Annotated in this window: 29 protein-coding genes, 1 tRNA gene and 1 pseudogene; 27 read left to right on the forward strand and 4 right to left on the reverse strand. The window is 53.2% G+C overall.

What is annotated here, in order from left to right; genetic code table 11:
• Nucleotides 1–230: 230 nt before the first annotated feature.
• The 5 genes from GSVR_RS15125 (at nt 231) to GSVR_RS15145 (ending at nt 4,683) form a co-directional block, all read left to right on the forward strand.
• Nucleotides 231–1,061 (forward strand): NlpC/P60 family protein, encoded by an 831-nt coding sequence (locus tag GSVR_RS15125; RefSeq protein WP_370552040.1) that lies wholly within the window; start codon nt 231–233, stop codon nt 1,059–1,061.
• Nucleotides 1,062–1,076: 15 nt separating this feature from the next.
• Entirely contained in the window at nt 1,077–2,318 is a 1,242-nt protein-coding gene (locus GSVR_RS15130; RefSeq protein ID WP_173200872.1) for a DUF1015 domain-containing protein, read from the forward strand.
• An 8-nt stretch (nt 2,319–2,326) separates the two neighbouring features.
• Complete coding sequence (locus GSVR_RS15135) at nt 2,327–3,172, forward strand: Sir2 family NAD-dependent protein deacetylase (RefSeq protein WP_239077346.1); 846 nt, start codon at nt 2,327–2,329, stop codon at nt 3,170–3,172.
• A gap of 67 nt (nt 3,173–3,239) precedes the next feature.
• Nucleotides 3,240–3,315, forward strand: a tRNA-Thr gene (locus tag GSVR_RS15140).
• Between the two features lie 177 nt (nt 3,316–3,492).
• Nucleotides 3,493–4,683: an integrase arm-type DNA-binding domain-containing protein gene (locus GSVR_RS15145; protein WP_173200870.1), complete on the forward strand. Its 1,191-nt coding sequence runs from the start codon at nt 3,493–3,495 to the stop codon at nt 4,681–4,683.
• On the opposite strand, the gene GSVR_RS15150 is transcribed toward GSVR_RS15145, so the two are convergent.
• The 4 genes from GSVR_RS15150 to GSVR_RS15165 form a co-directional block, all read right to left on the reverse strand.
• Nucleotides 4,664–5,011, reverse strand: coding sequence for a helix-turn-helix transcriptional regulator (locus GSVR_RS15150; protein ID WP_173200868.1), 348 nt, complete (start codon nt 5,009–5,011; stop codon nt 4,664–4,666). The genes GSVR_RS15145 and GSVR_RS15150 overlap by 20 nt on opposite strands.
• Entirely contained in the window at nt 5,008–5,274 is a 267-nt protein-coding gene (locus GSVR_RS15155) for an HNH endonuclease signature motif containing protein (RefSeq protein WP_203978690.1), read from the reverse strand. The genes GSVR_RS15150 and GSVR_RS15155 overlap by 4 nt, the downstream gene beginning before the upstream one ends.
• Nucleotides 5,264–5,800 (reverse strand): hypothetical protein, encoded by a 537-nt coding sequence (locus GSVR_RS15160; RefSeq protein ID WP_173200866.1) that lies wholly within the window; start codon nt 5,798–5,800, stop codon nt 5,264–5,266. The genes GSVR_RS15155 and GSVR_RS15160 overlap by 11 nt, the downstream gene beginning before the upstream one ends.
• A gap of 304 nt (nt 5,801–6,104) precedes the next feature.
• Nucleotides 6,105–6,413, reverse strand: coding sequence for a hypothetical protein (locus tag GSVR_RS15165; RefSeq protein WP_173200864.1), 309 nt, complete (start codon nt 6,411–6,413; stop codon nt 6,105–6,107).
• A 540-nt stretch (nt 6,414–6,953) separates the two neighbouring features.
• On the opposite strand from GSVR_RS15165, the gene GSVR_RS15170 reads away from it, so the two are divergent.
• From GSVR_RS15170 to GSVR_RS15275, 22 genes and pseudogenes are all read left to right on the forward strand, one after another.
• Nucleotides 6,954–7,331: a hypothetical protein gene (locus GSVR_RS15170; RefSeq protein WP_173200862.1), complete on the forward strand. Its 378-nt coding sequence runs from the start codon at nt 6,954–6,956 to the stop codon at nt 7,329–7,331.
• Nucleotides 7,318–7,506: an AlpA family transcriptional regulator gene (locus GSVR_RS15175; RefSeq protein WP_173200860.1), complete on the forward strand. Its 189-nt coding sequence runs from the start codon at nt 7,318–7,320 to the stop codon at nt 7,504–7,506. The genes GSVR_RS15170 and GSVR_RS15175 overlap by 14 nt, the downstream gene beginning before the upstream one ends.
• Nucleotides 7,499–7,687, forward strand: coding sequence for a hypothetical protein (locus GSVR_RS15180; RefSeq protein ID WP_173200858.1), 189 nt, complete (start codon nt 7,499–7,501; stop codon nt 7,685–7,687). Before GSVR_RS15175 ends, GSVR_RS15180 begins: the two co-directional genes overlap by 8 nt.
• Before the next feature lie 186 nt (nt 7,688–7,873).
• Nucleotides 7,874–8,071: a hypothetical protein gene (locus tag GSVR_RS15185; protein WP_173200856.1), complete on the forward strand. Its 198-nt coding sequence runs from the start codon at nt 7,874–7,876 to the stop codon at nt 8,069–8,071.
• Between the two features lie 15 nt (nt 8,072–8,086).
• The gene (locus GSVR_RS15190) at nt 8,087–9,526 is read left to right on the forward strand and encodes a hypothetical protein (RefSeq protein ID WP_239077347.1); all 1,440 of its coding nucleotides are present in this window, start codon (nt 8,087–8,089) and stop codon (nt 9,524–9,526) included.
• The gene (locus GSVR_RS15195; RefSeq protein ID WP_173200852.1) at nt 9,526–9,816 is read left to right on the forward strand and encodes a hypothetical protein; all 291 of its coding nucleotides are present in this window, start codon (nt 9,526–9,528) and stop codon (nt 9,814–9,816) included. Before GSVR_RS15190 ends, GSVR_RS15195 begins: the two co-directional genes overlap by 1 nt.
• 3 nt (nt 9,817–9,819) lie before the next feature.
• Nucleotides 9,820–10,881, forward strand: a complete 1,062-nt coding sequence (locus GSVR_RS15200) for an AAA family ATPase (RefSeq protein WP_173200850.1) — start codon at nt 9,820–9,822, stop codon at nt 10,879–10,881.
• Nucleotides 10,881–11,222 (forward strand): DUF968 domain-containing protein, encoded by a 342-nt coding sequence (locus tag GSVR_RS15205; RefSeq protein WP_173200848.1) that lies wholly within the window; start codon nt 10,881–10,883, stop codon nt 11,220–11,222. Before GSVR_RS15200 ends, GSVR_RS15205 begins: the two co-directional genes overlap by 1 nt.
• Nucleotides 11,223–11,361: 139 nt before the next feature.
• The gene (locus GSVR_RS15210; RefSeq protein ID WP_173200846.1) at nt 11,362–12,312 is read left to right on the forward strand and encodes a hypothetical protein; all 951 of its coding nucleotides are present in this window, start codon (nt 11,362–11,364) and stop codon (nt 12,310–12,312) included.
• Nucleotides 12,309–12,761: a RusA family crossover junction endodeoxyribonuclease gene (locus GSVR_RS15215; protein WP_173200844.1), complete on the forward strand. Its 453-nt coding sequence runs from the start codon at nt 12,309–12,311 to the stop codon at nt 12,759–12,761. Before GSVR_RS15210 ends, GSVR_RS15215 begins: the two co-directional genes overlap by 4 nt.
• Nucleotides 12,762–12,904: 143 nt before the next feature.
• Nucleotides 12,905–13,618, forward strand: a complete 714-nt coding sequence (locus GSVR_RS15220) for a hypothetical protein (protein ID WP_173200842.1) — start codon at nt 12,905–12,907, stop codon at nt 13,616–13,618.
• Nucleotides 13,615–14,103 (forward strand): hypothetical protein, encoded by a 489-nt coding sequence (locus GSVR_RS15225; RefSeq protein WP_173200840.1) that lies wholly within the window; start codon nt 13,615–13,617, stop codon nt 14,101–14,103. Before GSVR_RS15220 ends, GSVR_RS15225 begins: the two co-directional genes overlap by 4 nt.
• A gap of 307 nt (nt 14,104–14,410) precedes the next feature.
• Entirely contained in the window at nt 14,411–14,857 is a 447-nt protein-coding gene (locus GSVR_RS15230; protein ID WP_203978691.1) for an NUDIX domain-containing protein, read from the forward strand.
• A complete protein-coding gene (locus tag GSVR_RS15235; RefSeq protein WP_173200837.1) occupies nt 14,854–15,297 on the forward strand; it encodes a hypothetical protein in 444 nt (147 codons plus the stop codon). The genes GSVR_RS15230 and GSVR_RS15235 overlap by 4 nt, the downstream gene beginning before the upstream one ends.
• The gene (locus tag GSVR_RS15240) at nt 15,294–16,076 is read left to right on the forward strand and encodes a hypothetical protein (protein ID WP_173200835.1); all 783 of its coding nucleotides are present in this window, start codon (nt 15,294–15,296) and stop codon (nt 16,074–16,076) included. The genes GSVR_RS15235 and GSVR_RS15240 overlap by 4 nt, the downstream gene beginning before the upstream one ends.
• A pseudogene (locus tag GSVR_RS15245) lies at nt 16,073–16,267 on the forward strand (site-specific DNA-methyltransferase); the annotation flags it as partial. The gene GSVR_RS15240 and the pseudogene GSVR_RS15245, both read left to right, overlap by 4 nt.
• Before the next feature lie 83 nt (nt 16,268–16,350).
• Nucleotides 16,351–16,815 carry a hypothetical protein gene (locus GSVR_RS15250; protein ID WP_173200833.1) on the forward strand — a complete coding sequence of 155 codons (465 nt, stop codon included), beginning with the start codon at nt 16,351–16,353 and terminating at the stop codon, nt 16,813–16,815.
• 363 nt (nt 16,816–17,178) lie between these two features.
• Entirely contained in the window at nt 17,179–17,655 is a 477-nt protein-coding gene (locus GSVR_RS15255; protein ID WP_173200831.1) for a hypothetical protein, read from the forward strand.
• Nucleotides 17,656–17,743: 88 nt separating this feature from the next.
• Entirely contained in the window at nt 17,744–18,721 is a 978-nt protein-coding gene (locus tag GSVR_RS15260) for a phosphoadenosine phosphosulfate reductase family protein (protein WP_173200829.1), read from the forward strand.
• 56 nt (nt 18,722–18,777) lie between these two features.
• The gene (locus GSVR_RS15265; protein ID WP_173200827.1) at nt 18,778–19,161 is read left to right on the forward strand and encodes a MazG nucleotide pyrophosphohydrolase domain-containing protein; all 384 of its coding nucleotides are present in this window, start codon (nt 18,778–18,780) and stop codon (nt 19,159–19,161) included.
• 422 nt (nt 19,162–19,583) lie between these two features.
• A complete protein-coding gene (locus tag GSVR_RS15270; RefSeq protein ID WP_173200825.1) occupies nt 19,584–19,853 on the forward strand; it encodes a hypothetical protein in 270 nt (89 codons plus the stop codon).
• 73 nt (nt 19,854–19,926) lie between these two features.
• On the forward strand, nt 19,927–20,631 hold the full coding sequence (locus GSVR_RS15275) for a hypothetical protein (RefSeq protein ID WP_173200823.1): 705 nt from the start codon (nt 19,927–19,929) through the stop codon (nt 20,629–20,631).
• Nucleotides 20,632–20,851 lie beyond the last annotated feature (220 nt).

The following is a 20,851-nucleotide window of genomic DNA, read 5'->3' on the forward strand; positions in this document are numbered from 1 at the left end:
CGAGTGAGAGCCCAGCGGAGAATTAAAAAATCTTTTATATAATAGAGCATGTCACAGATTTGTAAAGCTTTTTAACTAAAATAAATCAGCGTTTCGGCTTGCCACCCTTGCGGTACCGCCATTCCCGGAATCCGGGCAAAAAGTTCTTTACTCCCGGTTTCAAATTACGGATACTGTGACACCATACCCGCTGGAATTATGAAAAAAGATTGCCCGTGAACATGCTCGCCTTGAAAAGATCCGTTGTAATCACCGTATGCTGCATTCTTTTAGCCGCCCCCTCCATGCCGGAAGCGTCGGATCCTTCGTCAGGCATACGCCGCCTGGGATACGCCATCCAAATGGGCGCCTTTGCAGATGTAAAAAACGCCGAACGCTTCACCACCGCTCTTCAGAAAAAAGGCATTGAAGCCTTCTATTTCCGCAAAGATAACGGCATTTACGCTGTCCGGTTCGGTGATTTTCCCAGCAGGGAAAAGGCTCGTGCCGCGGCTGCCAGGCTGGTGGCGGACCATCTGATCGACGGTTACTATGTCGCCCCCCCAAACGAAGTGGTCTTCAAGGCTCCCAAGGAACCGGGCCTGCAAAAGTCTCCTGTCGAAGAGATCCGGCAGACCAGGGAACCCAAACGCACCGAGCAGCCCAGGAGCCCTGAGTCGGCCATCAAGCAGGCCAGGCACGGCGACCGCGATATGGGGGCCATTGCCGCCCGCACCGCCGAGCGGTTCGTCGGCATCCCGTACCGCTGGGGGGGGGACACGGTAGTGGACGGCATGGATTGCAGCGGCTTCGTTCGCGCAGTCTACAATCTTTGCGGAGTCAGCATCCCCCGCACCTCCCGGGATCAATTCAAAGCAGGCGAAGCGGTGACCAGACCTGACCTGCAGGATGGCGATCTGGTATTTTTCGGTGCGGCGGATGACAAGATCAATCACGTCGGCATCTATGTCGGCAATGGCAAATTCGTTCACGCCCCCCGCAGGGGCGAGGAAATTCGCATCACCCCCATTGACGAGTCCTATTTTGAAAAGCGCTTCGTCGGGGCACGCAGATACTTCTAAAGGCAGGAGTTGTACATGGCAGTGATCAAACCCTTCAAGGGACTTCGTCCCCCCAGAAAACTCGCAGACAAGGTAGCGGCGCTGCCCTATGACGTGATGAATGTCGAGGAGGCCAGAGCCATGGCCGCCGGCAATTCCGACAGTTTCCTGCACATTTCCCGGCCCGAGATCGACCTGCCGGCGCACATCGACCCGCACGATGAACCGGTCTATGTCCAGGGGCAGCGCAACCTGCAGGAGTTCATCGACCGCGGGCTGCTCGTCCAGGACGACCAGGAATGCTTCTATGTCTACCGCCAGAAGATGGGCATCATCGTCCAGACCGGCTTGGTGGTGTGCGCCAGCGTCGATGACTACCAGTCCGGAGTGATCAAGAAGCACGAGCATACCCGAGCCGACAAGGAAGAAGACCGCGTCAAACACATCGATTACCTGGATGCCAATGATGAACCGGTTTTCTACCTCTCGCGCAGCTGCAGCGAAGTCGAGGAGATCATTGCCGGCGTGATCGCCGCCGAGCCCGAATACGATTTTACGACCGACGACGGCGTGTCGCACACCCTCTGGATCATCACTGATTCGGCGATGATCGATCGCCTGGTGGACCTGTTCGGCGCCATTCCCCGTCTGTACGTGGCGGACGGACATCACCGCAGCGCCGCTGCCGGCCGCGTGCGTGAACTGCGCCGAGAAAAAAATCCAGGGCACAACGGACAGGAGGAGTACAACTTTTTCCTGACAGTGATCTTCCCCGAGAACCAGCTCAACATCATGCCGTACAACCGGGCGGTCAAAGACCTGCACGGCCTGGATGCGGACGGTTTCCTCGCGCAGGTGGCATCGGCCTTCGAGATTGTGCCCTCCGCCACTCCGGTCATCCCCTGCAATCGCCATCACTTCGGCATGTACCTGTCGGGCAGCTGGTATCACCTGCATGCCGCCCCTGACCTGGTCAACGAGTCCGACACGGTGGAGCGCCTTGACGTATCGATTCTCCAGAACAGCCTGCTGGCTCCTATCCTGGGCATAGGCAATCCCCGCACCGACACCCGCATTCATTTCGTGGGAGGCATTCGCGGCAATGATGAGCTGGTGCGGCTGGTAGACTCACAGGAATATGCGGTGGCATTTTCCCTGTTCCCCACCTCGATCGGCGAACTGATCGACCTGGCCGACCAGGACCAGATCATGCCTCCCAAATCGACCTGGTTCGAACCCAAGCTGCGCAGCGGATTATTCGTGCATCTGCTGTCCTGAGGCGAACTGTGCTGGAACGCGCGGCCGAGATAATCAGGAATGCCGAAGCCTTCGTCATCACGGCCGGAGCCGGCATGGGGGTCGATTCGGGCCTGCCTGATTTCCGCGGCGACCAGGGCTTCTGGAAGGCCTATCCGATGTACGCCCGGCTCGGGCTCTCGTTTGCGGATGCCGCCAATCCACAGCACTTCGAGCGCGACCCGGCCTTTGGCTGGGGGTTTTACGGCCACCGCACCAATCTCTACCGGGCCACCATCCCCCATCAGGGGTTCCACATCATCAGACGCTGGATCGAGTTGAACCAGGCAGCTTATTTTGTGGTGACATCCAACGTGGATGGGCAGTTCGGCAAGGCGGGATTCGCCAATGACAGCATACTGGAGGTGCATGGTTCGATCCACCACCTCCAGTGCATCAAGCCCTGCACCCGGGACATCTGGGACAACCGGGAGAGGATCGTGGTCGATCCCGCTACCATGCGGACCTCCTCGCTCCCCCGCTGCCCGCACTGCGGCACCGTCAGCAGGCCCAACATTCTCATGTTCGGGGACTGGTCCTGGTTGCCGGACCGTACCAGCGGCCAGGAGGCGCGCTTCGAGCGGTTCATGGAAGCTCAGGCGGGCAAACCCATGGCGGTGATCGAAATGGGGGCAGGAACGGCAATTCCGACCATCCGGGCCACCTCCGAGCGCCTGGGCTGGCAGCATGCCGATACCACGGTCATACGCATCAATCCGCGTGAGCCTGACATCAAACCGCCGCACATTTCACTGGCCTGCGGCGCGCTGGAAGGGCTGCAAAAGCTGGATGAGGCATTGCAGCACCAGGGTGGCAGGCAGAACTTTGGGCATTGACAGACGCCGTTCAGTCAGGTATTAAATTATGGTTCTTCCCCGTCCGATGGACATTTCGAAAAACATCGCCGTTTTAGCTCAGTTGGTAGAGCACATCACTCGTAATGATGAGGTCGTCGGTTCGATTCCGACAAACGGCTCCAGAACAACATCCGGCCACGTCCGGTAAAGTGCGAAGCCCCCTGAATTCAGGGGGCTTTTTCTTTTTTTGTTGTCCGGTAATATCCGCTTTGGTATGGTGGCATCCGTGGCAGATGGGGGCATTATTTGGACGAATACCCCCGCCAATGCATCACGATACCCCCACAAGGAGCCAGCCCATGCCGCTTACTGATGCCAAGGTCCGCAATGCAAAACCGTCTGCCAAGCCCGTCAAGCTCTCCGACTCGGCGGGGATGTATCTCATGGTTACGCCGGCTGGCGGTAAATGTTGGCGCCTGAAGTATCGCTTCAACGGCAAGGAGAAGACTCTCGCTCTGGGTATGTATCCAGAGGTTACGCTCGGGGACGCTCGGGAAAAGCGGGATGCAGCGAGGAAACTCCTCGCGAACGATATTGATCCTGGAGAGCAGAAGAAGAATCGGCGGGCCGCTGCATCTTTGGCATCTGCGAATACCTTTGAGTCAATCGCTCTGGAGTGGCATGAGAAATTCAAGCATGAATGGACGGAGGAACATGCCACACGTCTTCTCAATCGACTGAAGGCGAACGCTTTTCCCTGGATTGGGGCGCGACCGATCACCGAGATCGAGGCACCGGATATTCTATCGATCATGAACCGGGCAGAGAAAAGAAGCCTGGAGGTTGCTCATCGGGTCAAGACGTGCTGTGGTCAGATCTTCCGCTATGCAATAGCGACGGGACGAGCAAAGCGGAATCCTATCCCGGATCTTCAAGGCGCTCTCCCACGGGTGAAAAATAAACACTATGCGGCACCAACAGACCCGAAGACAGTCGGGCCGATGCTCCGCGCCTTCGAGGATTATGACGGCTCCGCCATTGTCAAGGCTGCTCTGCTACTGGCCCCCCTGCTCTTCGTGCGTCCTGGCGAACTCAGGGCGGCGGAATGGTCTGAAATAGACCTTGACGCTGCTGAGTGGAACATCCCCGCGGAGAGGATGAAAATGAGGGTTGTTCATCTGGTCCCCCTCTCCTCTCAGACAATCGAGATCCTGAAGGGACTCCAGCCATTGACAGGCCGGGGGCGGTACGTGTTCACATCCCATCGTTCTCCGCTACGGTGCATGTCGGAGAACGCCGTCAATGCGGCGCTGCGACGTATGGGATTCGAGAGGGACGAGATTACCGGCCACGGTTTCAGGGCGACGGCGCGGACAATCCTCGATGAGATCCTCGGTTTCCGGCCCGACATCATCGAGCATCAACTCGCGCACAAGGTCAAGGACCCGAACGGCAGAGCCTACAACCGAACGGCACATATCGAAACGCGCCGGAAGATGATGCAGACCTGGGCGGATTACTTGGACGAGCTCAAGGCTGCAGGAACTTGAGCAATGCCTTTGCCCGTTCCTCTGGTAAATCCCTGATGATCGCCCATAGATTGCGTTTCGTGGCGGTGACATACGACATGTCTACTAGGCCGGGGGGGATCGGCGTGTCTTCTTCTTTGTCATTTCTCAGCCATGCGACAGTTTTGCCGTAAGCCTGCCCGATCAACTCCAGGCTTTTGTGTGACGGCTCGGTTCTCCCCTCGATGTAACCGGTGACGGTATTGTGAGAGAGTCCTGTTTTTCTCACGACGGCATTGACGCTGCCGGCCTGAACAGCATTTTCCAGCAAGAGTTTCGTAACCCTCGGAAACGTCTTCTTTTCCTTCACCGCTCTCTCCTCGTCTTTTCCTGATGTTCCTCGATGGTCAGCCATTGCAAGTTCTCCACTGAATCGCACCCGCCCCGATGCAGGGGGGTTATGTGGTCTATCTCGTATCCCGTCCGTCCGCCGTTATATCCGGTCTGCTGTTTGAACTGGCGAACCACTGCCGCGCTCCGCTTGATCCGGCCATAATCGTCGCGGGGGATCGAAGCGGCGGAGGTGTAGCAGAGGAAGGCGACCAGTAAACTGATATGTATTTTATAACCCATTATCAGATATCGCTTTTTCAACACAGGCTTTATCATCGATAAATATGGATGCAAGCCAGTTCTTGTCAAATAATTCTGAAATAGGGTTTTTTTCCTTTTTATCCACCTTTTTCATTGCTGCATACGATGATCTTGTTCTTCCATTCTCAGACATCCATTCTAAGTGAATTAACTTGCCAGGATAAGTGACGTTGTATTCTGGCTTACCCCATTCTTTTTTTAGTATTTCATGGATCGCATTTGCTTCTGAATATTCCAAAAGTGGCCACATAATTTCAACCCTACAAAATTTTTTGTTGTAAAAATGATAAGTAATCATTCCGTTGTCAATACTTGCTACTCTGTCTCTAAGTTGCCCCGACTTACTATAAACATCCATTCCATGTTCTTTTTTGAGATGCAACATGTCTGGCAAAGGAGCATCGCCCCAATAAATGTCACGAAAGCCATCCTTAGGACCTGGGCTTGCCGCCATTGCATTACAACATAGTAAGTTTATTAATATAACAACTACAATGATTCGCATTTCATACCTCCTGTATTCCCCGGCACACCCGAAGTAAAATAGCTTGTTCATTAGAAAATAAAATAATATATAAGCTCTCATCTCACAATTTAACCCTCAGCGGCCGCGCCAGGAACCGGAGACGGTTAACCGCTCGGAGGGAACCCTTCAACGTCGAGGCACCGGTCACCAGGACGCAATACTCTATTTCCTTATCAGGGGGTGTGTATGTGTCCGAAGTGCGCCAAATCTCGGAAAGCTGCAAAAAACAACGAAATCAACATTGAAGCCCCTCCAGAATTATCATCAGATGAAAAAGCCCTCCTCAATCTTTTCCGCTTGAATCCTCTCCGTGTGCAGTCAGCTCTTGAAGCAGCTTTGCTTTCTCGGGACCGGTAAGTTTCCGGTAGTTTTCCAAAAGCATTTTTTCATCCCACGGAAGGCCGGCATTAGTCGGTCTTTTGTCGTTTTCTGTGCTCATTTCTAACGCTTTTCGTTCAATGTGAGCAGGGACCCTTCCTTCTGGCCGAGTGCGCCACTTTGATATCGTTGACCTATCTTTTAAGCCGAAGTGTGGCGCTAGGTCCTGGTCTTCTATTACCCCCAATAACCTCTTTAAATCATCAACAGTCATAAAAAACCTCTGCGTGAAAAAAAATCACAAATATCTTTACAAGTGAAAACAATTCACTTATAGTCACACCATCACATTGCCACGGAGGCGTAAAAACGGCGCACCTGTAGCGGGGTCGCCAAAGAGGGGCTTTCACCATAAAAGAAGACCCTTCTTCGACAATTGAAGAATTAGAGCGGCCACACCTTACAACACGGCAACACGACAATGCAACAAAAAAAGGGAGGTGATTGACTTGGACGTAGAAGCTACACGGCGGAAAAAGCTGGAACCTACGCGGAGAAAGCTGGAGGGATCGGGGAGAAACATCGCGGGCTGGGCTCGATCAAAAGGCTTCGACCCGGAGAGAATGCGGAATGTCTTTCGCGGACGATTTCAGATCAAGCCGGAAGAAGAGGACGCCCTCAAGGCTGACGGTCTGTACGTGGAGGGCGGGCCGAGTAAAGAACGTCGCAGTAGCGAAAGGCGGCAGTCAGCATGAAAAAGCCCCGCAACCGGTCCAGGGTCAACGGGGCATACCAACGAATCGAGGATACTATAATGAAAAACAAATTTACTGTCAACGGCTGGCAGGTCCTTTCAACGGCTGGCATCAAGCGCAGAGGTATCACAGAAGTCAAACAGATAAGACAGGCTATCGCTGCTGCGAATCTGGTCGATGATAAAGATTACCATATTCTCCGTCATGCTCGGTACGCCAATAGCTACTACTTCACTGCTTCGGCATCCCTCCAGGTTATCAAACATCTGAAGGCAAGCCCCGTCTCCGAAGCTGCTCCTCCCCCTCAGTCATTGTCCGGAATTCTTCGCGATGCCGCAGCTTGTGCCGCGCGCCTTGAGTCCCGGAAATCTGAGCTTGCCGCCTTGCTCAACTCTGCGCTGCTGATGCTTGGAGGAGATAGTCATGCAACTGCCTGAGACCGGGTTCCTGAGACTGCCCCAAGTCCTCGAACTCATTCCTGTCTCTAAAACTACTTGGTGGCAGGGCATCAAGGACGGCAGGTATCCCAAGGGCGTGAAATTGGGGCAGCGGATTACCGCATGGCGGGTAGAAGACATCAAGGCTCTAATCGAGGGTGCCAATCATGGCTAAGTATCAGCGCGGCCCGATCATCCCCGATCTGCAGACGCTCGTGTTCTGCCTGGAACATGGCGACCATATCTACCACGGAACGGCGATCCTTCCATCCTGCCAGCTTTTCACATGGACGTTCAATAAAATGCGCGAGAAGGTCCAGGCCGGAAAGCTTTTCTTTGCGGAAGTGCGCTCATGAATAACTGTTTCTCTCTGTTGGTTGTTCTCTGCTCTTACTGTGGCTTTGAGTACAGCCGGAAAGATGGACAAGGCGTCACAGGCGTTTCTCACGGCTCTTGTTCAGTCTGCCATGAGAGAGAGATGAGGACTTTAGGGGTGACTTTGGCGGAACGGATGGAGATCACGAATCAATTCGGGGGACTCTGTGAACAAGCGAGATAGGCAGGATGCGGAAATCATGATTGGCGCTCTCATGCTCATAACAATCATCCTGGCCGGCGCCTTTGGGAACTGGCTGGATGCTCGGGCAAAGGAAAAAGCAAAGGAACGTGAACGGCAGGAAGCGGCAGAGATCGCAAATGCTGAATATCTCATATCTGTCATGAGTGGCGGGAAACCATAAATGGAGGATGAAAAAATGAATATTACAACGCAGTGGCTGCAAGAAAAACGTGCTTGTCAGAGCGATATGACGTGGTTCAAGGAGCATTTCCCCCAGGGTGAAGCCGATTATCAACAGGTCCTTGATGCGCTGGCACAGGAGAACCGCGCAGATTATGCAAGCTGGTTGATCAACCAGGTGGGTGCCACTGATTCAGTGTTGGAGGTTGAAGGTGACATAAACCTGGAGTTCGGTTTGTTCTTTGCCGGCACCATCAAGGCCACAGGCTCTATCAGTGCGAAGGTGATATTGGCTGGTTGGGGCATCGAGGCTGGTTGGGGCATCAAGGCTGGTTGGGGCATCAAGGCTGGTTCGGGCATCAAGGCTGGTTCGGGCATCAAGGCTGGTTGGGGCATCGAGGCTGGTTGGGGCATCGAGGCTGGTTCGGGCATCAAGGCTGGTTGGGGCATCGAGGCTGGTTGGGGCATCGAGGCTGGTTCGGGCATCAAGGCTGGTTCGGGCATCAAGGCTGGTTCGGGCATCAAGGCTGGTTGGGGCATCAAGGCTGGTTCGGGCATCGAGGCTGGTTCGGGCATCAAGGCTGGTTGGGGCATCGAGGCTGGTTGGGGCATCGAGGCTGGTTCGGGCATCAAGGCTGGTTGGGGCATCGAGGCTGGTTGGGGCATCGAGGCTGGTTCGGGCATCAAGGCTGGTTGGGGCATCGAGGCTGGTTGGGGCATCGAGGCTGGTTCGGGCATCAAGGCTGGTTGGGGCATCGAGGCTGGTTGGGGCATCGAGGCTGGTTCGGGCATCAAGGCTGGTTCGGGCATCAAGGCTGGTTCGGGCATCAAGGCTGGTTGGGGCATCAAGGCTGGTTCGGGCATCGAGGCTGGTTGGGGCATCGAGGCTGGTTCGGGCATCAAGGCTGGTTGGGGCATCGAGGCTGGTTGGGGCATCGAGGCTGGTTCGGGCATCAAGGCTGGTTGGGGCATCGAGGCTGGTTGGGGCATCGAGGCTGGTTCGGGCATCAAGGCTGGTTGGGGCATCGAGGCTGGTTGGGGCATCGAGGCTGGTTCGGGCATCAAGGCTGGTTCGGGCATCAAGGCTGGTTCGGGCATCAAGGCTGGTTGGGGCATCAAGGCTGGTTCGGGCATCGAGGCTGGTTGGGGCATCGAGGCTGGTTCGGGCATCAAGGCTGGTTGGGGCATCGAGGCTGGTTGGGGCATCGAGGCTGGTTCGGGCATCAAGGCTGGTTGGGGCATCGAGGCTGGTTGGGGCATCGAGGCTGGTTCGGGCATCAAGGCTGGTTCGGGCATCAAGGCTGGTTGGGGCATCGAGGCTGGTGAGGATTACGGCATCTACGCAGGACTGAATATCAGGATCTCAAAGAAGTCAAAGTTTGCCTTGGTAGTCGCTAAGGTAGCCCCGAAAAACCTCTTGCTCGGCATATTCAAGGCTATCGAAGGGGGCGAGTGATGATACTTCAACCGAGCGTCGTGATGGCACGCGAAATAGTGCAGAAGATGTACCCTGGAATGATGGTGGCGGCAAGCTGTAACATTCTCGACGACAGCAATATTGTTTTCTGGTCGATTATAGTTTCGCGGATGGAGAAAGTCTCGTGTGACCGTTGTCAAAAAGCTAGGAAAGAAATGCTTGCTTCGACATATATCCCCCAGACTTTTGCAGATGCAGTAGAAGAGATCAACAAGCAGATGGCTAACCACAGCATTTTGCCGGATGAAATACACGAATTGGAGGTGTAGATAATGGCCTTACTACGTGAAGCATCAAATGAAATAGCATACGGCAAAGTCGGTATTATGGGATTTGCTGCCGCTGGGAAGACCCGTACCGCTACTGAAATTGCAATTGGGCTTCACAAGATGATCGGGAGCCAAAAACCAGTTGCTTTTCTCGATACTGAAACTGGTTCTGACTTTGTTCTGCCGTTGTTCCAAGCAGCCGGGATCAAAGTTCTTGTAGCGAAAGCCAAAACCTTTACCTCACTGATAGAGTTCATGCAGGAGGCGCAGCAAGCCGCTGATATCGCAATTGTTGACTCCATTACTCACATATGGGTCGAGATTCAGCAGGCTTTCCTGGACAAGATCAACAAGGACCGGCAGGCAAAAGGATACCGTAAAGTTTTTCGTCTGGAGTTTCAACACTGGAACCAGATCAAACCGGAATGGCGGCGATTCACTGACCTGTTTTTGAACTGTCCCATGCATGTCATCCTCTGCGGACGTGCTGGGTTCGAATATGACTACGAAGAGTTGGAACAAGGGGGAAAAAAGGAGCTCATCAAGGTCGGAACTAAAATGAAAGCCGAAGGAGAAATGGCTTACGAACCTTCTCTGTTGATCGAAATGGAGCGGTTCCAGATCAATCCTGAATACCAGAAAGAAGCAAAGACTCGGCAAGTAATCAACCGGGCCTTTGTTCTCAAGGACCGTAGCGATCTCTTGGACGGTCGGTCCTTTGACAATCCCACCTTTGATACTTTCCGCTCACATTTCGAGTTCCTGAACATTGGCGGTAATCATCGTCCAATAGACACAGCCGCTTCATCTGAAAACCTTTTTGACAACGAAGGCCGGTCTGATTGGGACCGAGAGAAGCACGAGAAGACAAAGGCGCTGGAGGAAATACAAGGATTGCTCACTTCGAAATGGCCAGGGCAATCTGCAGCAGAAAAGAAGGCAAAGGTAGATATGTTGGAATCGATTTTTGGCACTCGGAGTTGGACCACCATTGAGGACATGAAACTGAATCAACTCCTTGATGGAGTAGTTGCCCTCGAACAGAAGGTCCAAGAGGTGGAGTAATGCTGCAAAAAGTGAAGCCTATTCGGGATAAAGCCTATCTGGATTTTATCCGTAACCTGCCCTGCATCATTTGCGGCCATGTTGGTTCCGAGGCGCATCACGAGGCAACTATGGGCAATGGCACAATGGGTGGAAAGCCGGGTGATGATCGTACCTTGCCCCTCTGTTACAGACATCATGCTTTCGGCGGTACGGCAAGATACCCCGGCAGCAGGCATGGGATGGGTAAACTCGCGGGGCGTAGTTTTTGGGGACTTTATGACATCGATCCAGAAGCCTGGATAATTCGTCTTAACTCAGCTTTTCAAAAATCTATGGGCCGCGCAGTCGGGCAAAAATAGGGAGGGATAGCATTCTTGCTCGCTCCTGCCATAGCAAGGCGCGAAGCTGGCTGTCCGGATTGCGGTTTCTTCTTCGCATGCCCGAAATGTTCGCACACGATGGATCTGATAAATCAGGATCTCAATAAAAGAGAGGGCAATGGAAATGGAAACTGAGACGACTGTAACAACCGTGACTGAGAAGCATCCTCCGTGTGAAGAATGTCCTGACACCTGTTTCAACACGAACTGCGAAATGTTTTCAAAGGATGCCGATAGAGGCTGCACCCGCGAGTGGTTGGATGAATATATTCCCCTGGGCGCAGTCTGCGAAGACTTTGTAGGTATGACGGATGCCTCCGACTCGATCCCTGAGGCTTCGGAGGCGGTCAACACAGATCTTCCGACGTCGAAACCTTTCGAGTTCTCACTCCCTGTCTTCCTCACTGACGTAGAACTTGGCTGCTATTCGAAACTCCAGGCTGAACTATGGACCGAATGGGGCCGGCTCAACCAGGCGAAGAAGGATTCCGCCGCAGTCTACAAGAAGAAGATCGACGATGTTGAATCTCAGCTCGACGAAATCACCAGAATCGTCGAAGAGGGCAGCGAGGAGCGGCCGGTCATGTGCCTGTGGATGTATGACTACCCACAGAATGAGAAGATCCTCGTCCGCCTTGACTTCAACGAGATCGTCGAGCGAAAGACTCTCACGAAGGAGGAAATCGAGCGTTATCAGAATCCCGAGTTATTCGGCTCTGAGACAGGCGACCAAGCCATTGAAGCGGGGGATGTATTGCCGGATTCGAGTTCGGCCTCTGAGGGTGCCAAAATGAAAGCCGAGAGTATTGTTTCTTTATCTGGTTCTTCTACGCTTGGAGAAGAATCATTAAAAACATCGAGAGACATGGACGAAGATAAATGGCCTGCCCCCCCTGTTCAGAAAGAGTGCTGTCTCCCCAAAGACCGGCGCTTCCACCGGGACGGAGACATCCGAATCATGTACTGCACCATCTGTCAACGCGTGATCCTGAAAGTGGACATGTCAGTTGCACCTCCTCAACGGCTTCCGGTTGAGGATGGGGAACTCTTCGAGGGAGAAATAGCATGATCCTCGACTTCTTCGTACCGGGGGCGCCGGTCCCGAAAGGCAGCGCGAAGGCGTTTGTCGTCAAGAGCAAGGGCAGCGGCAAGCCTCGGGCGGTCGTGACCCAGGACAACGGCGACAAGCAAAAGCCGTGGGCGAGCGTGATCAGTTACTCGGCGCTTCAGGAAATGCGATCCGAGAAGCCAGCCTCTGGTCCGATCAGGCTGACGCTTTACTTCGTCATGCCGCGGGTAAAGGGTCATTACCGGACGGGGAAGAATGCTCATCTCCTGCGCGACGAGGCTCCCCTCTGGCACGTATCGAAGCCCGACCTGGACAAGCTCGTCCGCTGCGTAAAGGATGCTCTCACTGGTGTTGTCTGGAACGATGATAGTCAGGTCTGTGACATGCCCCATGTTCTTAAACGGTACGGGGATTACCCGGGCGTGAGAATCACTGTTGAAACGATATGACATCGGGCGCCGTGTGACAGGCGGTGTCCCTCTCAAGGAGCGGACATGAAACTCATCGACATCATACGGGACCGTATTCCCAGTGGGACATTCTGGATCGGTGCTTGTCCAATTATGCGGACGCGGGACGAGGCTCCTAATTTATGAGCCGTCCTTTCTTTTACAAGATAGAAGCTTCTGAATTCTTCGCGGAAACTTTGAAGTTTAAGTCCGACAAAGAACTCGGAAAATTCATACGACAGTTTGCAATTGATTTAGTGACTTGTTCGTCCAGTTCCCCATATAGCGATCGTATCATCCTGGAAGCTGTCGATTATATTGAAAAAAAGAGACGCGCAGGGAGCAAAGGGGGCAAGCAAAAGGCTAGCAGTGCTAAAGCATCGCTAGAGCAAACGGATAGCACTGGTCTAGCCAGTAGCAGTAACAATAGCAATACAGAAGCAAAAGAAGAAAACCATAACCTTTCTTCATCTGACGATGAAGGTAGCACATTCCTGTTTTCCGATCAGGAGCAAATCATTACCCGGAAGAAGCGGACTCTCAAGGGTGCACGCCTGGAGGCCTTCATGCAGTTCTGGAATGCCTTCAACTACAAGCACGGCCGGGCAGAGGCTGCAGACGCCTGGATCGATATTCCTCAACTGACCCGGACGTTGGTGGAAAAGATCGTAGACGCAGCAAAGAAGGAGTCCGCGAATCGACCGGATATGATCAGGCAGGGGAGAACTCCGAAGATGGCACAGGGGTGGATTTCTGCGCGTCGATGGGAGGATGAGGCTTCCGTTCTCAATGATACCGAAGAGAACGACTTCACCAGGGCGCTGCAGGCTTCGATGTCAGGGAGGGTATCGGCATGACAGAGAAATTTGCACGCGAAGGACTGAAGCATATTGGACTCTCCCATTTCGGATCTGAATGGCCGGAGACGGCAATCGCCAGTGTCCTGTCCGACCTCGAATCTCTGCCCGAGGAGGCAATGATCCAGGCTACCAAACGCGCCTTTCAGGAGCTTCCTCCTAAATTCCTGCCGGCGATCAAGAAGGTTGTCGATTTGGTGCATGAAGAGGCATCCAAGTTATTCGCAGCTCAAGGGGCAAAGGCTGAAGAACATTGGTCGAAGAACAAGGAACGCCGCGGCGAAGAGACAATTTTGAGCCGAAATCCGAATAGCAAGTTTATGGAGCATGCTCAAAAGGCTGTGTTGGTCATGATGGATCCTGACAAGACACGGGAGGAAAAGCTCGAAGTTTTTAGGGTTATGGAGCGGGCATATCCGGGCATTGGTTACGCTCATGAAGGTGCCAGACTACAAGCTCATTGGCAGACTGCGGAGGGGATATGAAAGGGCGCCATGCTCTCGCCTATATGCTCATCGAAGATGGGCGAATAGTGGCAATCCGCGATAAGGAACGTCGTAACCGGATCGATTATGACGACTGGGCCGAACTTGCCGTCACGATGATGATCTGCCCTCAAATTTATGCCACTGACGGATGGGAGATCGGGACGGAATGCCCGGTCTGCGAGGGTACAGAGACGACATCTGTCCGTTGCAGGGGAACGAGCCTATCGAATACTGCTTTGAATCACAATCCATGCTGTAACGGCTATGACGAGCGCCCATGCGGCGCATGCGAAAGGGGGATTAAGTGGGAAACGGAGTATTGAAACGCTATGTCGTTGGTTTTGTGTTCACGGAGAACCGGCAGGAGGTCGCGCTCATCCAGAAAGCTCGCTCCAGATCTGGATTTGAGTGGCAGATCGGCAAGCTCAATGGGCTCGGGGGAAAGATCCGAGACAATGAAGCGCCCCGCGACGCAATGGTACGGGAGTTCGAAGAGGAGTCCGGGATTCACATCATGTGGGACGAATGGGAGTTGTGCGGGAAGTCCGGAGACAGGCGGACTTATGAGGTTGTCGTCTTCAGGGCTTTCTCCGACTCGATTCTCGGTAAACTGGCGACGACTGACGAGGGGGAAGTCGCTCTCTACCGAGTGGTAGACCTTCCAGGTCTGCCGATTGTTCGGGCGCTTTCATGGCTCATTCCCTTGGTGCTTTATCAGGATCTCAAAATATTCAACGTGGAGGAGACATGAAAGAACTGATGACGACAACAGGAGATATAATCACCCAGGCTTATGACGCTGAAGGTTTAGCGCCTGAAGAGGGATGGTTTAAGCCGGTAAAGAACCCTTTCGTTCACGGTTGCTGCGACTGTGGCCTTGTCCATCAAGTGGAGTTCTGCTTCGTAGATAAAGGGGGTCATGAGATAGTTCTCGCGGAAGGCGATGGGATTGCACTTCGTTTTGCCAGGGATGCGGTAGAGACGGCGAACCTTCGTGCTCAAAAGGCAATGATTGAAGCCCGGAACGTATCACTCCCATTGGCCGCTGTCTCTGAGTTTCTTCACAATGAAGTGCCTATGGAGGCGGTTGAAATGACAACTTTCGACGGCGTTTTTATAACGGAGCTAGGTCGGATCGAACTTCTCAAACTGGTTGCTCTCTTGGCGGCTCAGGGGGGAACCGAGAAATGACATTTGACGCCAACAGAACCGGAACTGGCACGGCAGAGTGGGCTGAGGTTACGGAGAACATCTGTCGTGGTTGCCGGAACAACTGTCTGTACTGCTACGCGGCCCACAATGCCAACAGATTCAACCAGCGGGCACGGGCAGAATGGGGCCGCGAGGAGCTTACTAAACGCGCTGCCATGACCTCCTACCCTGCTCGTGAGGGTGTCGTGATGTTTCCGAGTAGCCACGATATAACCCCATTCAACGTGGAGCATTACTGTCGAGTAGCTGAATTGATCTTGAAGAAGGGCAACAAGCTACTGATCGTGTCAAAACCGAGTCGGGACTGCATCAGGCGTGTCATGGATGCACTGGAAAAGTGGCAAGAGCAAATCATGTTCCGCTTCACTATCGGTGCGACAACTCCTGCACTCATATCGTTCTGGGAACCTGGAGCACCGTCAGGCCTGCAGCGTCTGGGAGCATTGTCAGATGCCGCACATCGAGGATTCAGCACGTCCGTTTCGATTGAACCGATGCTGGGGGGCGTAGAAGAGACGCTGCGGGTAGTTGACGCAGTGCGGGTCTATGATCCTGAGACCATCTGGATCGGTAAGATGAACAAGATAAGATCGAGGGTGGATCTTGAGCACAGATGGGCAGTGTTGGAAGTTGAGCGGTTGCAAAGCGATACGGAAATCATGCGGTTGTATCAACTTCTTGACGGTCAACCGGATATACGCTGGAAAGACAGCATCAAGGAAGTCGTAGCAAAACACCTGGAGGTGCCGGAGATATGAGTAAGTTTCGGCTAATAAATGACCACTTCCAGAACTACAAACCCTATGCAATTCCAAAGGCGCAATTGGTTATTGCTGATATTCCTTACAACATTGGCAAAAACGCCTATGGCTCTAATCCTTCCTGGTACATCGATGGCGACAACGCCAACGGAGAGAGCGACAAGGCCGGAAAAGAGTTCTTTGATACTTAGCACTATAACGGGCCGCGTTTCAGCGGTGAGCGGAGCGATCCGCTGGTAACGTTGGTTAAATGAGCGAAAGGGAGGAAACAATGGGAATCAGGATGACGATAAAAGATACGGATGCAGTCACTTTAGAGGATCTACTGACACAGTTGCCGCACTCGGCAGCAGCGAAAGAAGCACGGGGCTATTCAAGGGAAATTGAACTGCTCAGGGATTTGGAGCGGAATTACTCGCATCAGTTGGCAGAGTTGGCCCGACTCTCCGATATCATCTGCTCTCATCTCTATACGGCAGGTACAGGCGGAGATGCCGAGGTCATGGAGGCTGTCACTGAGATCATGCAGTACGTTGATGCAGTTCGCCCTGGCAAGGGAGAAAAGGAAACCGCATGGGTCATGCACATCATTGGCCCTGACGATGTCATCCCGTGCAGAGGCGAATTTGACGCACTGCGAAAGGCGAACCAGCATAACAAGGCATTTGCAAAACTGATGGAAACCGACTCTTCGTCAAACGACCCGTACTGCGTTGCACTGGCAGAGTCCATTTAACAGATCAGCAGATGACCCGCCTTGGCTGTGTCCATCTGTCTGGTTAGTCAGGGGAATAAAAATGATACGAGTAGTTATGGCACCATTTGAGACATTTGCAGACCACCACGCACGATCAACCCACGATGATCCGTACAACGATGCTTTTATTTCTCATTGCCGGGAAAAAGCTGCTGAATACTCTGGGCTGTGCGGACCAACTCGTACCGCGCTATTGAGGGAGCTGAGGGAATCTCTCCCGTATCATTTTCGCAGCGTAGTTTTTGTCTGACTAACGGCCAGGGCGGTGAACCGCCGTCTTTTGGGCGGCTTCCAGCGTCCTGGTTATAGTGCGCTGCCAACTACGGAGTGAGGAGGAATATCATGCAAATGGCAAAGGCTACTAAAAAGGATATGGAAGTGATAGCAAGCCTCGCGGCCCTGCTGAACAGTGTTAACCGTGGCTCTTTTCCCCCTGGTGAAGATGGGGAATATCTGGAGAGTGACCCGGAAGATTTTGACGAGGATGACCCGGAGCATCACAAGGTATTTTATGACCGTATCATGGGGATGCTCGGCAGGAATCCGGGGACGGTGAACCGGGTGGTATTGGGCTTTCACACGCTCATGCACAACAATTTGGTTGACCCCGGCAAAGATCATCTTGCGCTGCATCCTGACCTGATCCGGGCAAAAGAGGTGCTGGCTGCCACGGAAACCGCAATCAGGGATTACCATTTTGCCTTGGACAGCCGGGAGCATGGCGGGGTGGCACAGGATAAGGCAATCAAGACCATTGAGGATGCGCTAAATCTTCCCTGGCGACAGGGTGAAGAGTTGGAGCGGCGGAAAGCACTATAACGGTTTTAGCTGTGCCGCCGCAGGGCGGTCAGCACCAGCGGTTTGTTAGAATCTGAATCGCGCTTGGCCGAAGGCCATGAGGTTGGTTATGACTGAACAACAATTGAAAACCTTATTTCTTCGTCAACGACAATCGCTTCCTCTGCGGATGGTCATTCAGATGTCGATCAGGCGTATTGTCGCATGGCGGGAATACTGGCAGGGTTTGGGCAAGGATGTCTATGTATCGCTGGGGGGGAAGGATTCTCATGCCCTGCTCAACTTGGTCCGCACCGTTTACCCAGACGTGCCGGGCGTGTTCGTGGACACCGGCTTGGAATACCCCGAAGTGCGGGAGCTGAACCGCAGAACACCGAATGTGATTATTCTTAAGCCGAAATTGACCTTTGCTCAAGTCGTGGAAATATACGGCTGGCCGGTGGTGTCGAAGAAAATGGCTCAGTATATCCATGAAATCCAGAATCCCACTGAGAGAAATAAAAACACAGTGAGGTTGAGAACTACAGGATTTCGAGCGAACGGTACTTTTTCACCCATGTCGAAGATCAGCGACAAGTGGCTGTACCTGAAAGACGCTCCTTTTAAAATCAGTAACGCATGTTGCCACATTATGAAAGTCAATCCGCTACGCAAATTTGCAAAAGAAGCAAACCTGATTCCGATCATTGGTACTACTTCCGATGAGTCAGACACGAGGGAGCACAATTACATCAGGTATGGATGTAACGCCTACAACACCAAATTCCCGGTATCAACCCCCATTATCTTTTGGACTGAGCAGCATGTCCTCCAGTATCTGCGGGAAAACGATATTGAAGTGGCGAGTTGTTACGGGCAACAGGTCCAGCGTACAGAATGCAAATGGATATTTACTGGAGTACAGCGCACCGGATGTATGCCGTGTGGTTTTGGGGGACATTTGGAACCCCGACCGAATCGGTTCGAAAGGATGGAGCAGACACACCCGAACATGCACAAGTACATCATGTACGGGCTTAACGGCAAAGAGGTATTTGATTATTGCGGGATACCTTGGAGGCAAGAACAAAGCTGTTTCGCCTTTTAGCGCGATTCAGATTCTAACGGGCCGGGAGTCCACCAGCGGGCAGAAAGGATAAAGAGATGAGCAATACAATGTTCCCCATCAATCATGCGCTGAACGGAGGCGATGACTGCCCGACTGAGTGCGGAGACTGGTTAAGCGACGTTGGTGCCGAAATTCACGCGAACAAACTCCGGCATGGCTGGAAAGTTACCACTTCGGAGGATTGGGAAGATCAGCACGAAATCCCCGCTGTTCTGGCCCTGATCCACTCCGAGGTTTCTGAGGCGCTGGAAGCGTTCCGCAAGAATGACCGTGCCAACTTTGAAGAAGAGCTTGCCGACATCGGCATTCGTTTGATCGGTCTTTCTCATGGCATGGGGATTGACCTCAAGACGGCAATTTTCGAGAAGGTGCGGCGGAATCGGGTTAGAGAGTATCGGCACGGCGGCAAGCGGGTATAGTCGCTTAACGGGCTACCAGTCACCAGCCAGGCCGTATGGTCTGGTGGAGTGGTCTGGTTAGAATCTTAAATCGACGCTGGCCGCAAGGCCATAGCCTCAAGGGGTGCAATCGAGGACATATATGGACAAACGAGATGTTACAGCCGAACTGGCTCCTCTGGAGGTTGTCGGGGTGAGAATAGCGCAAATACTCATGAGCCGTGCATACTGCGCGTGGGTGCCACAGTGGGCGTGGGAAATGTACCGCAACGACGCGCAGGCAATCGCCTCTGAATTGAGAAAGATCGGGATCACGGACGATATGGTCAGAGTGGAAGTAATGAGGCAAGCAGGGCGATAACGGCCATGGCGCTGACCCGTCCACCGGGCAGTTTCGGCGGTCGGTGGCCGGCGTCCTGGTTATATTTCGTAGGAGGGTGACGATGGAACCTAAAATGCAACTTTTCCATGACGAATGCCAGAAACCTTTTTCTGAGTTGCCCGAATTAAAAGCTGATGAAAGTGGGCGCACATGGTCATTCCAAGAGGGTGGCCGGGGTTTAGAGCGGGGGCAGTGGTCTATTTCTGTTTTCCGTGGCGAGATTACGGATATTTACCCGCTGCCGGAATCAATCAACTCCATTATCAATCTGGTGGAGAAGTGGGGGCAGGACAAGGCGAGAAACGCCATGAAAGCGGCGTTAGGATTATAACGGTTGACGGGTGTGCGGGGACCGCAGGCCCTCCACACCAACCGTCTGTTAAGCGCGATTTTAAGGGGGAAATATGAAGGTTGAAAAGAACACAAGCTACGTATTCAAATTTATGCTGTCGTCGGGTGATGGTGATGATTATCCAGGGTGTAAACTGACGGTTGCTTTCTGGCGCTGGCTCATTGTTTTTGGCCTGCCGCCGATCATTAAGCCGGACGTGTTCAAGGTTCGTGGGCAGTACAACTATGACCAGTACATCGAGCGCCGTTACGGGGTGTACCTGTTTGAGAACCATTTTAACATCTGCTACGGCAGGGGCGACGCCAATTTTCACAGGGATGAATTTGGACCGGAACAGCGGTGGAGTTGTTTTCTACCATGGAATGAATTGCGTTTTGTACGTCACAGCGTCTATGGCCTCCAGGGTGAGCATGTGCGAACGTTAGGCAAAGGAGAGCACACGTATGAAATGGGCGATGTAATCCCACGGGTTGTATTTCCATTTCGGGATTACGATGGCGAAGCGTTGAATGCAACAACATTCATCGAAGAACGTGAGTGGCACCGGGGAGAAAAGTGGTTCAAATGGTTGTCGTTGTTTTTCAAGCCAATGATCCGCCGCAGCCTTGATATTCAATTCAGTGGGGAAATAGGGCCGCGCAAAGGATCGTGGAAGGGTGGCACTATCGGCCACAGTATTGACTTGGAACCGGGGGAACTTCACGAGTCGGCTTTCCGGCGCTACTGCCAAACCCACAATATGACGTTTGACACTTAATGGTTAGCGGTTCACCCACGATCAATCCAACCATTGCAGTTTTTCAAATAGTTCATCAAAAGCGGCGCAACGATCAGCTTTGATTTGCTGGTTATCGCAATCGAGGTCAACCATGGAGAAACGAGCTGTGCGCGATACCCCCTGGCCCACAGCCCCTGCAACCAGTCGAAAGCCAGGTCAGGCGCCACATCAGAGAGTATGGGGACGAGTAGCAAATATC

It is taken from the genome of Geobacter sp. SVR, assembly GCF_016865365.1.
In the GTDB taxonomy this organism is placed as follows: domain Bacteria; phylum Desulfobacterota; class Desulfuromonadia; order Geobacterales; family Pseudopelobacteraceae; genus Pelotalea.

Bases quoted from the DNA above. Each gene is read 5' to 3' on its own strand.
- GSVR_RS15180 (WP_173200858.1), top strand. From the start codon at position 7,499: ATGGCTAAGTATCAGCGCGGCCCGATCATCCCCGATCTGCAGACGCTC.
- GSVR_RS15205 (WP_173200848.1), top strand. From the start codon at position 10,881: ATGCTGCAAAAAGTGAAGCCTATTCGGGATAAAGCCTATCTGGATTTT.
- GSVR_RS15195 (WP_173200852.1), top strand. From the start codon at position 9,526: ATGATACTTCAACCGAGCGTCGTGATGGCACGCGAAATAGTGCAGAAG.
- GSVR_RS15170 (WP_173200862.1), top strand. From the start codon at position 6,954: ATGAAAAACAAATTTACTGTCAACGGCTGGCAGGTCCTTTCAACGGCT.
- GSVR_RS15175 (WP_173200860.1), top strand. From the start codon at position 7,318: ATGCAACTGCCTGAGACCGGGTTCCTGAGACTGCCCCAAGTCCTCGAA.
- GSVR_RS15270 (WP_173200825.1), top strand. From the start codon at position 19,584: ATGGAACCTAAAATGCAACTTTTCCATGACGAATGCCAGAAACCTTTT.
- GSVR_RS15155 (WP_203978690.1), bottom strand. From the start codon at position 5,274: ATGGGTTATAAAATACATATCAGTTTACTGGTCGCCTTCCTCTGCTAC.
- GSVR_RS15145 (WP_173200870.1), top strand. From the start codon at position 3,493: ATGCCGCTTACTGATGCCAAGGTCCGCAATGCAAAACCGTCTGCCAAG.
- GSVR_RS15225 (WP_173200840.1), top strand. From the start codon at position 13,615: ATGACAGAGAAATTTGCACGCGAAGGACTGAAGCATATTGGACTCTCC.
- GSVR_RS15235 (WP_173200837.1), top strand. From the start codon at position 14,854: ATGAAAGAACTGATGACGACAACAGGAGATATAATCACCCAGGCTTAT.
- GSVR_RS15165 (WP_173200864.1), bottom strand. From the start codon at position 6,413: ATGACTGTTGATGATTTAAAGAGGTTATTGGGGGTAATAGAAGACCAG.
- GSVR_RS15130 (WP_173200872.1), top strand. From the start codon at position 1,077: ATGGCAGTGATCAAACCCTTCAAGGGACTTCGTCCCCCCAGAAAACTC.
- GSVR_RS15160 (WP_173200866.1), bottom strand. From the start codon at position 5,800: ATGCGAATCATTGTAGTTGTTATATTAATAAACTTACTATGTTGTAAT.
- GSVR_RS15220 (WP_173200842.1), top strand. From the start codon at position 12,905: ATGAGCCGTCCTTTCTTTTACAAGATAGAAGCTTCTGAATTCTTCGCG.
- GSVR_RS15255 (WP_173200831.1), top strand. From the start codon at position 17,179: ATGCAAATGGCAAAGGCTACTAAAAAGGATATGGAAGTGATAGCAAGC.
- GSVR_RS15260 (WP_173200829.1), top strand. From the start codon at position 17,744: ATGACTGAACAACAATTGAAAACCTTATTTCTTCGTCAACGACAATCG.
- GSVR_RS15210 (WP_173200846.1), top strand. From the start codon at position 11,362: ATGGAAATGGAAACTGAGACGACTGTAACAACCGTGACTGAGAAGCAT.
- GSVR_RS15265 (WP_173200827.1), top strand. From the start codon at position 18,778: ATGAGCAATACAATGTTCCCCATCAATCATGCGCTGAACGGAGGCGAT.
- GSVR_RS15240 (WP_173200835.1), top strand. From the start codon at position 15,294: ATGACATTTGACGCCAACAGAACCGGAACTGGCACGGCAGAGTGGGCT.
- GSVR_RS15215 (WP_173200844.1), top strand. From the start codon at position 12,309: ATGATCCTCGACTTCTTCGTACCGGGGGCGCCGGTCCCGAAAGGCAGC.
- GSVR_RS15190 (WP_239077347.1), top strand. From the start codon at position 8,087: ATGAATATTACAACGCAGTGGCTGCAAGAAAAACGTGCTTGTCAGAGC.
- GSVR_RS15200 (WP_173200850.1), top strand. From the start codon at position 9,820: ATGGCCTTACTACGTGAAGCATCAAATGAAATAGCATACGGCAAAGTC.
- GSVR_RS15275 (WP_173200823.1), top strand. From the start codon at position 19,927: ATGAAGGTTGAAAAGAACACAAGCTACGTATTCAAATTTATGCTGTCG.
- GSVR_RS15250 (WP_173200833.1), top strand. From the start codon at position 16,351: ATGGGAATCAGGATGACGATAAAAGATACGGATGCAGTCACTTTAGAG.